Below are 12,283 nucleotides of genomic sequence, written 5' to 3' on the forward strand. Positions count from 1 at the left end.
GCCCCGCATGCGCGACAGCACCGACATGGTCCATCTCGGCCGGGACGGATGGCTCTTCCTGACCGGCGGCACCAACCGGGTGCGGCAGCAATACCGGGCGAGCCTGCCCGTCGCCTGGCGGCTGTGGCGCTGGCGCCGGCTGATCGAGGCCCGCACGGCGAAGGCGGCCTCCCTGGGCCTGCGCGCCTTCCACGTCGTGGTGCCGGAGAAGCTGAGCGTCTACGACGACCGCCTCGACGGGCTCGCCCTCGACCCCGCCCTGTCGCCGGCCCGCCGCCTCGGCGCGCGCCTCGCCCGCTCGCCCGCCGCGCGGGCCTGGATCGACCTCGTCGGGCCGTTGCGGGCGGCGCGCGACGCCGAGCCGCCGCTTTACCTGCGCACCGACACCCATTGGAGCCAGGAGGGCTGCCGCCTCGCCTACGGGGAGATCATGCGGGCGCTCGGCGCCGTGCCGCCGCCTGACCTCGCGAGCCGGCCGTTCCACGACCATGACGGCGTGCGCGACCTCGGCGGCAAGCTCGATCCGCCCCGGCGCGAGACGATGCGGGTCTACGAGATGCAGCGCGACGCCGTGCGGATCTTCGCCAACCCGCTGGTCGAGGGCCACGAGGCGCGCGGTACCGCCGCCGACCTCCATGTCGGCGCCCACGTGGTCTTCCGCAACGACAGCCCGGCCGCCGATCCGCGCACGCTGATGCTGTTCGGCGATTCCTGCTCGCATTTCCACCCGATCTTCCTGACCGGGCTGCTGGCCGAGAGCTTTCGCGAGCTGCACTTCGTCTGGTCGTCGAATCTCGACTGGGATTACGTCGCACGGGTGCGCCCGCACCTGCTGCTGGTCGAGGTGGCGGAACGCTTCCTCGCCCGGGTGCCGACCGATCGGTTCGACGTCGAGGCGGAGGGCGCGCGGGCGCTCCCCTCCCGGGACGGGGCCGGGATCTGAGCGACGGCCATTGCGGCGCGGGGCGGCCGCCCCACCTTCGGGCGGATGGCGAGGAGGGTGCGATGGGGCTTCTGGTCGACGGCGTCTGGCACGACCAATGGTACGACACCAAGGAGACCGGCGGGCGCTTTGTGCGCAAGGATGCGGCCTACCGCAACTGGGTGACGCCGGACGGTGCGCCCGGCCCGAGCGGGGAGGGCGGGTTCCCGGCGGAACCCGGGCGCTACCACCTCTACGTCTCGCTCGCCTGCCCCTGGGCCCACCGTACCCTGATCGTGCGGGCCCTCAAGGGGCTCGAGGACGCGATCTCGGTCTCGGTGGTCGATCCGCATATGGGCGCCGAGGGCTGGGTGTTCGGCGACAGCCCGGGCGCGGGGCCGGATACGGTCAACGGCGCGACCCGGCTCTACGAGGTCTATCTCAAGGCCGACCCGCATTATACCGGCCGGGTCACCGTGCCGGTCCTTTGGGACAAGGTCCGGGGCACGATCGTGTCGAACGAATCGGCCGAGATCATCCGGATGCTGAACGGCGCCTTCGCCGGCCACGGCCCGGATTTGTACCCGGCGGACCTGGCGCCCGGGATCGACGCCCTGAACGCGCGGGTCTACGACCGGGTCAACAACGGGGTCTACAAGGCCGGCTTCGCGACCCGGCAGGACGCCTACGAGGAGGCGGTGACGGCGCTCTTCGAGGAACTCGACGCGCTTGACGCCCGGCTCGACCGCTCGCGCTACCTGATGGGCGACCGGTTGACCGAGGCCGACATCCGGCTGTTCACCACGCTGGTGCGGTTCGATCCGGTCTATGTCGGGCACTTCAAGTGCAACCTGCGCCGGATCGCCGACTATCCCAATCTCGCGCCCTACACGCGCGACCTCTACCAGATTCCCGGCATCGCCCCGACGGTGAACCTCACTCACATCAAGCGGCACTATTACGAGAGCCACCCGACCATCAACCCGACCGGGATCGTGCCGGTGGGCCCGGTGCTGGATTACGACGCGCCGCATGGGCGGGCGGAGCGGTTCGGGGCCTGACCGGCGGCCACGCAGGAACCCTCCCCCCTCTGCGCAGGGCTGTCCGGGGAAAGACGAGGCGCAGGAAATTCCCTCTCCCCGCGGGCGGGGAGAGGCTTTCGTCCCCCTTGTCGGGGACGAAAGGAGCGGAGGCGAAAGCCGCAGCGAGGGTGAGGGGGTGTTTCCGGATGAGGCTCCTTCGGAAACACCCCCTCACCCTCGCCCTTCGGGCTTCCTGAGCCCCTTCGGAGCTCAGGCCTCTCCCCGCAACGAAGTCGGGCTTGCCCGACTTCGTCCGTCGCTTGCAGATCCCGGGCAAGCCCGGGATCTGTCGGGGAGAGGGGAAACCCGCGCTTTTTTCTTTCCCCGGACAGCCCTGCCCTCTGCGGGGGAGGGTGCCCGGCTGCGAGTGCGAAGCACTCGTGCGCCGGGCGGGAGAGGGGAACCACGGTTCCGGACAAGACTGAACCGTTCTGAAGAGCGCCCCCTGGATCAGCGTCGCGCTGCCCCTCTCCCGGCCCCTGCTGACGCAGGGACCACCCTCCCCCGCAAAGGGGGGAGGGTTGACCCGTGGCGACTGTCGCAGCCGCATCGAAAGACTACGCCGTCGCCGAGAACACATCCGGCAGCGACGGCAACCTCTGCCGCAACCGCAGCAGCGCGATGGTCTCGATCTCGGCGAGCGCGCGGGCCCGCTCGTCCTCCGGCGGGTTGTCCAGCCGCTCGGCGAGCTGCGCCAGAATCTCTTCCGGCCCCTTGCCCCGCACCGCCATCACGAACGGGAAGCCGTGGCGGGTGCGGTAGCGCTCGTTGAGGGCGAGGAAGCGGGCGCGGCCCTCCTGGTCGAGGGCGTCGAGCCCGGCCGAGGCCTGCTCGGCGCGGGATTCCGGCGCGAGGTCGGCGGCCGCCACCCGGCCCGCGAGGTCGGGATGGGCGCGGATGAGGGCGAGCTGGCGCTCCGGATCGGCCGCCCGCATCACCGCGATCATGGCGGCGTGGAGCCCGTCGGCCGAGTCCTGCATGCCCGACAATCCGGTCGCGTGGGCGCCCTCCGCCACCCAGGGCGAGTGCTCGAACACGTCGCCGAAGTGTTCCACGAACAGGGCCCGGCCCATCCGGCTCGGGGTCAGGCCGGCCGGCGCATGGGTCTTCGCCCAATGCCGGGCGATGTCGATGCGCCGGCTTACCCACACGTCGTTGTGGGCGGCGACGTGGTCGAGGAAGCGGGCCAAAGCCGCGATCCGGCCCGGCCGGCCGACGAGGCGGCAATGCAGGCCGATCGACAGCATCCGGGGCGTCTCGGCACCCTCGGCGTAGAGCACGTCGAAGGAGTCGCGCAGGTAGGCGAAGAACTGGTCGCCGGCGTTGAATCCTTGCGGCGTCGCGAACCGCATGTCGTTGGAATCGAGGGTGTAGGGCACCACCAGTTGCGGTGCGCGCGGCCCCTCGACCCAGTAGGGCAGGTCGTCGGCGTAGGAATCCGCCGAGTAGAGGAAGCCGCCCTCTTCCATCACCAGCCGCAGGGTATTTTCCGAGGTCCGGCCCGTGTACCAGCCGAGCGGGCGCTCGCCGGTCACCTCGGTGTGGATCCGGATCGCTTCGCTCATGTGGGCCTTCTCCTCCTCGTAGGAGAAGTCGCGGTAGTCGATCCATTTGAGGCCGTGGCAGGCGATCTCCCAGCCGGCCTCGCGCATGGCGGCGACCGCGTCGGGATTGCGCTGGAGGGCGGTGGCGACGCCGTAGACCGTCACCGGCAGGTTGCGCCCGGTGAACAGCTTGTGCAGGCGCCAGAAGCCGACCCGCGAGCCGTACTCGTAGATCGATTCCATGCTCATGTGGCGCTGGCCCGGCCAGGCCTGCGCGCCGACGATCTCCGACAGGAACGCCTCCGAGGCCCGGTCGCCGTGGAGCAGGCAGTTCTCGCCGCCCTCCTCGTAGTTGATCACGAACTGCACCGCGATGCGGGCGCCGTCCGGCCATTGCGCCTGGGGCGGGGTGCGGCCGTAGCCGACGAGGTCGCGGGGGTAGGGGGAGTCGGTCATGGGGGCGGTCCGGGATGAGCCGTCACCGCGCTACCCTGGACGAGTTCGCGCGGGATCCCCTCTCCCGTGTGGGAGAGGGGTAGGGGTGAGGGTGCCACGGTCCTGTGTCAGGCTCGGACCGTCCCGCGGCCAGCACCACGTTCAGCGTTCACTGCTGAAGCGTGTCACCCTCACCCCCAGCCCCTCTCCCACACGGGAGAGGGGGGAGCGCGCTCTCGTCCGCGGCAGGGCAATGAGGGCCGCGTGGAAATCGTGCCGCAACCTTAGCCGTGCGGCAGGCCGCACGCAAAACCGCCCCCGGCCCTCACCCCGCCAGGGCCGCCAGCGTCGGATCGACCCGGGCGAAATGGTCGGCCCAGGTCGGGGCCCGGTAGCCCGCGAGGCGCTCCGCCATCGTGGCCCGCAAGGGCGAGCCCGGCGCCGCGAGGTCCTCCACCACCCGCATCCAGCCCAATCCGTCGAGCGGGTGCAGGAACTCCGCGAAATCGCCCGCGATCTCGCGATGGACCGGGATGTCGGAGGCGACGACCGGCAGGCCGGAGGCGGCGGCCTCCAGCACCGGCAGGCCGTAGCCCTCGGCGAAGGAGGGCATCAGGAGGGCGGTGGCGCTTCCCATCAGCCGTACCAGACCGGCGGTCGACAGGCCCGAGGCCTCGGTGACGTGAGCGCGCACCGCCGGGCAGCGCTCCAGGAGGTCGATCACGTTCTCGCTCTCCCAGCCCCGGCGCCCGACGACGACGAGGCGCGGCGTCGCCTCCCCGTGCCGAGCCGCGAGCTCGCGCCACGCGGTGAGCAGGCTGATGAGGTTCTTGCGCGGCTCGATCGTGCCGCAGACCAGGAAGAACGGCCGGGCGGGCGGCACCGACGGCGCAGCATGGAAGGCCGCCTCGATCCCGAGCGGGCCGACGGTGACCGGCGGCACCCGGCGCCCGAGGCCGGCGAGATGGGCCGAGAAGCGCTGCCCGACATCGGCCGAGTTCACCACGATGGCTTGCGCGTGGCGGGCCACCGTCTCCATCCGCACCCGGTGCCGCTCGGCCTCGCCGTCGCGACCGTATTCGGGATATTCGATCGGGATCAGGTCGTGGATGAAGAAGACCGGTCGGATGTCGGGCCGGTCGTAGAGCCAGTCGAACCGCGCCGGCTTGTCGAGGCGCAGGTGCGAGGTGTGCACGTAGAGCGCGTTCATCGGCACGCTTTCCGGGCCCGGCGCCCGCAAGACCGCGAGCCAGGCCTCGAGCTGGCGCCTGCGGCGTGCGCGCGCGCCGTCCGGCTTCGCGGCGGAGGGGCCCGAGGCCGGGACCGGCAGGCCGAGCCGGCCTGCGAGGTCGCGGTAGACAGGATCGTCGCCGGCCGCGACCTCCTCGGTCCAGGCCGCGACTGCCGCCTCGACGAGGCCCGCCATCTGGCCTCCGTCGAGCACCTTCGGGCCGAGCGGCGTCGACACGATGCCGAAGCGGGGGCCCGGCTGCGCCAGCAGGTGCCGGGCATAGGCGAGGTCGACCCGGTCGATGCCGGTCGGGCTCGCATGGCGCAGGCGGGTGACGAGGCGGGTGAGGTCGAGGGCGACGGGATGGGGGCGCATGAAGCCTGTGAGCCTGAAGTCCTGGAGACGGGGAGGTCAAGTCGCCCGCCTTCCTACACAGTGGCGGGGGCTTTCGCCGAATCCGTCCTGTGCGGCAGCGCACAAGACGCGGGCCGGCCTGTGGATGGTCGCTCTTGCAACGCTGAGCGGTGATGATTTATCGCATTCGTCACCGCTCCGTCGCGTCGCGGTGACAAGTGTCGGGCGCGTCGATTAGGATCGTGGGTCGGCGCTGGGTCGACGTTCGGGTGAGACAATGGCGATCGTCGATCTGGATCGGGATGCGGTGAAGAACGGCTTGGCGGACGGCTCCGTCCTGCTGATCGACGTGCGCGAGCCCAACGAATTCGAATCGGGCCACATCCCGGGCTCGGTGTCTTTCCCGCTCTCGGCCTTCGACGTCGAGCGGCTGCAGGCGCTGATCGCCGAAGACGGCCGCCGGCCGGTCCTGTCCTGCGCCGCCGGCGTGCGCTCGGCCCGGGCGCTGCAATACCTCCAGAGCCAGGGCGTGCCCTTGAGCGAGCATTATGTCGGCGGGTTCAAGGACTGGGCCAATGCCGGCGAGGCCGTGGAATAACTGACGAACACTGTCCGCCTCGCTCTTGGCGGTTCGACCCCTCAAGGCCCCGGGAGGGCCGCGCCGAGGACGGCGCGGTTCCCGAATCTGCCAGCCGCCCGCCGATGCACCCTGGCGCATCCTCGGCGCGCGTCCGGCGGGCCGCATGCACGAGATGAACGGGAGAACGAGTATGCGCAGGCTGAGGCTGGCGGCGGTGATCCCGGCGCTCCTGCTGATGGCCGGGATCCCGGCGCGGGCCCAGGCCCCCGGCGGGCCGCCCCCGACGGTCACGGTCGCCAAGCCCGTGGTCAAGGAGGTGGTGGAGCACGACGACTTCACCGGCCGCTTCAACGCGATCGAGTACGTCGAGGTGCGGGCCCGGGTCACCGGCTACCTGCAAAAGATCCATTTCCAGGACGGCGCCGTGGTGAAGAAGGGCGAATTGCTCTTCACCATCGACCGGCGGCCCTACAAGGCGGCCCTCGACCAGGCCACGGCGGCCCTGGCCTCGGCCCAGGCCCGGCTGAACTTCACCCAGACCGACCTCGAACGCGCCCAGACGCTGAGCCGGTCGGGCAACATCTCCGAGCAGGTCACCGACCAGCGCCGGCAGAACTCGCTCACCGCCCAGGCCGACGTCGACAGCGCCACCGCGGCGTTGCGCCAGGCCCAGCTCAACTACGACTTCACCGAGGTACGCTCGCCGATCGACGGGCGGATCTCGCAGCGCCTGGTGACCGAGGGCAACATCGTCATCACCGACCAGACGATGCTGACCACCATCGTCTCGCTCGATCCGATCTACTTCTCCTACACGGTCGACGAGCGCTCGTTCCTGGCCTACCAGAACACGCTCAAGATCGGCATGGGGGCGACCCAGAAGGAGCACACGGCGCCGATCCTGGTGGCGCTGACCGGCGAGGCGAAGCCCACCCGCAAGGGCATGCTCGATTTCGTCGACAACCGGGTCGACGAGGCGACCGGCACGGTGCTCCTGCGCGCCACCGTCGAGAACCCCGACCGGTTCATCAAGCCGGGCCTGTTCGGCATCGTCAGCATGCCGGCCTCCAAGCCCTATCGCGGCATCCTGATCCCCGACGACGCGATCGCCGCCAACCAGGACAAGCGCCTCGTCTACGTGGTCGGACCCGACAACGTCGTCCAGCCGCGCAACATCCGCCCCGGCCCCAAGATCGACGGCTACCGGGTGGTGCGCGACGGGCTGAAAGGCGACGAGACCATCGTGATCGTCGGCCTGACCCGGGTCCGCCCGGGCGCCAAGATCACGCCCGAGGTCAAGGAATTGCCGCCGGTCCGCGAGTGAGCGACCGCGCCGCCCGCTGACGGGCGGCGCCTCCCGTCAGGACGCCACGCCCGAACACCGAAGGGCGCGAGAGGCCCACCGATGCGTTTTGCCCATTTCTTCGTCGACCGGCCGATCTTCGCCTCGGTGACCTCGATCGTCATCCTGATCATCGGCTACGTCTCGTACATCTCGCTGCCGGTCTCGCAGTACCCCGAGATCGTGCCGCCGACCGTGGTGGTGCGCGCCTCCTATCCGGGCGCCAATGCCGAGACCGTGGCGGCCACCATCGCGACGCCGATCGAGCAGGAGATCAACGGCGTCGACAACATGCTGTACATGTCGTCGCTGTCGACCAACGACGGCAACATGCAGCTGACCGTCACCTTCGCGCTCGGCACCAACCTCGATATCGCCAACGTGCTGGTCCAGAACCGGCTCTCGGTCGCCCAGCCGCGCCTGCCCGGCGACGTGCGCAACCTCGGCGTCACGGTCCGCAAGTCCTCGCCCGACCTGATGATGGTCGTGCACGTGCTCTCGCCCGACGGCACCTTCGACCAGAACTATCTCGCCAACTACATCTACCTGCGCCTGCGCGATCCGCTGCTGCGCCTCAACGGTGTGGGCGACATCACGGTGTTCGGCGGCTCGGAATACGCGCTGCGGCTCTGGCTCGACCCGAACAAGCTCGCCTCCTACCAGCTCTCGACCACCGACGTGATCAACGCGCTGCAGGAGCAGAACGTCCAGGTCGCGTCCGGTGCGCTCGGCGCCCCGCCGGCCCCGGCGAGCCAGGCGTTCCAGCTCACGGTGCAGACGCAGGGGCGGTTCCAGGACCCGAGCGAGTTCCGCAAGGTCATCGTCAAGGCGTCCGACGGGCGCCTGGTCCGGGTCTCCGACATCGCCCGGGTCGAGCTCGGCCAGAAGGACTACACGACGAAGTCGTTCCTCAACGGCCAGCCGGCGATCGGCATCGGCGTGTTCCAGCGGCCCGGCACCAACGCGCTCGAGGCGGCCGAGCAGGTCCAGGCGCTGATGAAGACCCTGGCCAAGGATTTCCCGCCCGGCCTCGAATTCAAGATCGCCTACAACCCGACCGAGTTCATCGCCGAATCGGTGCACGAGGTCTACAAGACGCTGGGCGAGGCGGTGGTCCTCGTCGTCGTCGTGATCCTGATCTTCCTGCAGAGCTGGCGCACCGCGCTGATCCCGATCATCGCGATTCCCGTCTCGCTCGTCGGCACCTTCGCGGTGATGGCGCTGCTCGGCTTCTCGCTCAACAACCTGACGTTGTTCGGCCTCGTGCTCGCCATCGGCATCGTCGTCGACGACGCGATCGTGGTGGTGGAGAACGTCGAGCGCAACATGGCCGAGGGGCTCTCGCCCGGCGAGGCGGCCCACAAGACCATGGACGAGGTCGGCGGTGCGGTCGTCGCCATCGCGCTGGTGCTGTCGGCGGTGTTCATCCCGACCGCCTTCATCCCGGGCATCTCGGGCCAGTTCTACCGACAGTTCGCGCTGACCATCGCGGCCTCGACCATCATCTCGATGTTCAACTCGCTGACGCTGTCGCCGGCGCTCTGCAAGCTGCTGCTGAAGCCCCATTCCGAGCACCACCGGCCGCGCTTCTTCGTGGCTCGGTTCGGCGCCTGGGCGGCCAACACCTTCAACCGCGGCTTCGACGCGACGGCGAATGCCTATGCGGCGACGGTCCGCTTCCTCACCGGGCGGCTGGTGCCGCTCTTGGCGATGCTGCTGCTCTATGCCGGCGTGATCTATGGCGTGCTCCACCTCGTGCGCACCACGCCGACGGGCTTCATCCCGCTCCAGGACCAGGGCTACCTGCTGGTGGTGGTGCAATTGCCGCCGGGCTCGTCGCTGGAGCGCACCACCGCGGTGGTGCAGGAGGTGTCGCGCCGCTCCCTCGACATCGACGGCGTCGGCAATACCGTCGTCATCGCCGGCTTCGACGGTGCGACCTTCACCAACACCACCAACGGTGCGGTGATGTTCCTGCCGCTCAAACCCTTCAAGGAGCGGCTGGCGAAGGGCCTGACGGCGGGCAAGATCCTCCAGGCCGTGCTCGCCAAGACCGCGCCGATGCAGGAGGCCCGCATCATCGCGATCCCGCCGCCGCCGGTGCGGGGGCTGGGCAATGCCGGCGGCTTCAAGATGCAGGTGCAGAGCCGCGAGGGCTCGGACATCGCCCGGCTGCTCCAGGTCTCGGGCGACCTGATCGGGGCGGCCAACCGCGACCCGGCTCTCACCCGCGTCTTCACCACCTTCGGCAACGACACGCCGCAGATCTATCTCGACATCGACCGCACGGTGGCGCGGATGCTGAACGTGCCGCTCGCCAACGTATTCTCGACGCTCCAGGTCAATCTCGGCGGCGCCTACGTCAACGACTTCAACACCTTCGGCCGCGTCTACCAGGTCCGCGCCCAGGCCGACGCCAAGTACCGGATGGAGAAATCGGACATCGAGCGGCTGAAGGTGCGCTCCTCCACCGGCGCCCTGGTGCCGATGGGCACGCTCGCCAGCATCCGCGACATCTCCGGTCCGCAGATCGTCCAGCGCTACAACCTGTACTACTCGATTCCGGTGCAGGGCGATTCGCGGCCGGGCGTGTCCTCGGGCCAGTCCCTCGACGCGATGGAAAAGCTCGCCCGCCAGACCCTGCCCGACGGCATGAGCTTCGAGTGGACCGACATCGCGTTCCAGGAGAAGGCGGTCGGCAACACGGCGGTCTACGTCTTCGCGCTCGGCGTGCTGCTGGTCTTCCTGGTGCTCGCCGCCCAGTACGAATCCTGGGCGCTGCCGCTCTCGATCCTGCTGGTCGTGCCGACCGGCGTGCTCGCGGCCTTGGCCGGCGTGCAGTTCCGGGCCCAGGACAACAACATCCTGACCCAGATCGGCCTCATCGTGCTCATCGGTCTGGCGGCCAAGAACGCGATCCTGATCGTCGAGTTCGCCCACCAGATCGAGGAGAGCGAGCGCCGCGGGCCGGTCGCCGCCGCCGTCGAGGCCTGCCGCTTGCGCCTGCGGCCGATCCTGATGACCGCCTTCGCGTTCATCCTCGGCGTGGTGCCGCTCGCCTTCGCCACCGGCCCCGGCGCCGAGATGCGCCAGGCGCTCGGCACGGCGGTTCTGTTCGGCATGCTCGGCGCCACGGTGTTCGGCCTGTTCCTCACCCCGGTCTTCTACGTGGTGATCCGCAACATCCTGATCCGGATCAACCGCTGGCGCGGGGTGGACGACCACCACGGGGAGCCCGAACCGGCGCGGTAACGGCGTTCCGGCTTCACTGCCGGGGAAGGCATGGCACGGGTTTCTCCTCTCCCCGCATGCGGGGAGAGGGCTGCGTCCCCGTTCAGGGGATGCAGCGAGCCCGCAGGGTGAGGGTGAGGGGGTCTCGACGAGTGAGCCTCCTCCGGAAACACCCCCTCACCCTCGCTTCGGCTTTCGCCTCCGCTTCTTTCGTCCCCGACGAGGGGGACGAAAGCCTCTCCCCGCCCGCGGGGAGAGGGGAAAGCCCGAGCCACTTCTTTTCTCGGCTAGCCCTGCGGCACCGGGGGGCAAGAGACGGGGACCCCGCCACGAACCCCCCTGGCGTTTCCGCGGGCTGCCTTTTAACAAGGCAGCCCGTTTCCGTTGGCGACAGACTTCCGCGATGACCGATACTCCCCTCCGCGCCGGCCGCGTCGACCGCCGCACCGCCGAGACCGACGTCAGCGTCGCGCTCACCCTCGACGGCACCGGCCGGGCCAGCATCGCGACGGGCGTCGGCTTCCTCGACCACATGCTGGAGCTGCTGGCCCGCCACGCCCTGTTCGACCTCGACGTCAAGGTGACGGGCGACCTCCACGTCGACCAGCACCACACCACCGAGGATTGCGGCATCGCGCTCGGCCAGGCCTTCGCCCAGGCGCTCGGCGACAAGCGCGGCATCCGCCGCTACGCCGACCTGCACCTGCCCATGGACGAGGCACTGACCCGCGTCGCGGTCGACATCTCGGGCCGGCCGTTCCTGGTGTTCCGCACCACCTTCGCCCGCGAGAAGATCGGTGCCTTCGACACCGAGCTGGTGCGCGAGTGGTTCCAGGCCTTTGCGATGAATGCCGGCCTCACGCTGCACGTCGAGACGCTGTACGGCGACAACCAGCACCACATCGCCGAGAGCTGCTACAAGGGGCTGGCACGTGCCTTGCGGCACGCGGTCGAGGTCGATCCCCGCGAAGGGGGCCGGGTGCCATCGACCAAGGGCTCGCTCTAGAGCGGCCGCAAAGACGAAAATTGCCCGGGGGGAGCCGGATGACCACCTATACCCTGCACGTTCCCGACGAGGTCGATCCCGGCGAGCCGGAGGCCCTGGACCGCGCCAAGCTGGTGCCGGACGCCTTCGTGTGGCCGGCCTTCTGGTTCTCGGCCCTGTGGTTCTTCTGGCACCGGCTCTGGCTCGCCGGGCTCATGGTGCTGGCCGCCGAGATCGTGGTCTGGGCCATCGGCCTTGCCCTCGGGTTGCACCCGGTCGTGGGCTTCGTGATCGCGGTGCTCCTGTCCTGGCTCATCGGGCTCGAGGCCTCGTCGCTGCGGCGCTGGACCTATGCCCGCACCGGCCGCCCGATCCGCGATGCGGTGACGGCCTCGGACGTCCGGGAGGCCGAGGTGAAGGTCGTCGCCCGCTGGCTGCGGGAGGAGGGCACCCGCCTCGGGTCCGCCGCGCCCCGGCCGGCGACCCCGGCGAACATCCGCGCCGACAGCCCGGCGCTCGGCCTGTTCCCTGAGGCGCAGAGCCCCCGGTGAGCACCCTTTTCACCATCGCGACCGCG

At 70.0% G+C, this 12,283-nt stretch carries 9 protein-coding genes; 7 read left to right on the forward strand and 2 right to left on the reverse strand.

What is annotated here, in order from left to right:
- The first annotated feature begins 7 nt into the window (after positions 1 to 7).
- Positions 8 to 943, forward strand: coding sequence for an alginate O-acetyltransferase AlgX-related protein (locus AC3AOF_RS01145; RefSeq protein ID WP_236990713.1), 936 nt, complete (start codon positions 8 to 10; stop codon positions 941 to 943).
- Positions 944 to 1,005: 62 nt separating this feature from the next.
- The gene (locus tag AC3AOF_RS01150) at positions 1,006 to 1,983 is read left to right on the forward strand and encodes a glutathione S-transferase family protein (RefSeq protein ID WP_488347461.1); all 978 of its coding nucleotides are present in this window, start codon (positions 1,006 to 1,008) and stop codon (positions 1,981 to 1,983) included.
- 578 nt (positions 1,984 to 2,561) lie between these two features.
- Here the strand turns inward: AC3AOF_RS01150 and puuE are convergent.
- Both puuE and AC3AOF_RS01160 read right to left on the reverse strand, forming a co-directional pair.
- Positions 2,562 to 4,004 (reverse strand): allantoinase PuuE, encoded by a 1,443-nt coding sequence (gene puuE, locus AC3AOF_RS01155; RefSeq protein WP_488347462.1) that lies wholly within the window; start codon positions 4,002 to 4,004, stop codon positions 2,562 to 2,564.
- Positions 4,005 to 4,308: 304 nt separating this feature from the next.
- Positions 4,309 to 5,589 carry a glycosyltransferase family 4 protein gene (locus tag AC3AOF_RS01160; RefSeq protein WP_488347463.1) on the reverse strand — a complete coding sequence of 427 codons (1,281 nt, stop codon included), beginning with the start codon at positions 5,587 to 5,589 and terminating at the stop codon, positions 4,309 to 4,311.
- Between the two features lie 256 nt (positions 5,590 to 5,845).
- Between AC3AOF_RS01160 and AC3AOF_RS01165 the strand changes: the two genes are divergently transcribed.
- The 5 genes from AC3AOF_RS01165 to AC3AOF_RS01185 all read left to right on the forward strand — a co-directional run bounded on the left by AC3AOF_RS01165 (position 5,846) and on the right by AC3AOF_RS01185 (position 12,257).
- Positions 5,846 to 6,166, forward strand: a complete 321-nt coding sequence (locus tag AC3AOF_RS01165; protein ID WP_236990717.1) for a rhodanese-like domain-containing protein — start codon at positions 5,846 to 5,848, stop codon at positions 6,164 to 6,166.
- A 172-nt stretch (positions 6,167 to 6,338) separates the two neighbouring features.
- Complete coding sequence (locus AC3AOF_RS01170) at positions 6,339 to 7,472, forward strand: efflux RND transporter periplasmic adaptor subunit (protein ID WP_236990718.1); 1,134 nt, start codon at positions 6,339 to 6,341, stop codon at positions 7,470 to 7,472.
- Positions 7,473 to 7,553: 81 nt separating this feature from the next.
- Positions 7,554 to 10,742, forward strand: coding sequence for an efflux RND transporter permease subunit (locus AC3AOF_RS01175; protein ID WP_236990719.1), 3,189 nt, complete (start codon positions 7,554 to 7,556; stop codon positions 10,740 to 10,742).
- Between the two features lie 382 nt (positions 10,743 to 11,124).
- Entirely contained in the window at positions 11,125 to 11,727 is a 603-nt protein-coding gene (gene hisB / locus AC3AOF_RS01180; protein ID WP_488347464.1) for an imidazoleglycerol-phosphate dehydratase HisB, read from the forward strand.
- Between the two features lie 38 nt (positions 11,728 to 11,765).
- Positions 11,766 to 12,257, forward strand: coding sequence for a DUF2628 domain-containing protein (locus tag AC3AOF_RS01185; protein ID WP_488347465.1), 492 nt, complete (start codon positions 11,766 to 11,768; stop codon positions 12,255 to 12,257).
- Positions 12,258 to 12,283: the final 26 nt, after the last annotated feature.

The organism is Methylobacterium sp. 142-1Y, from assembly GCF_057747795.1.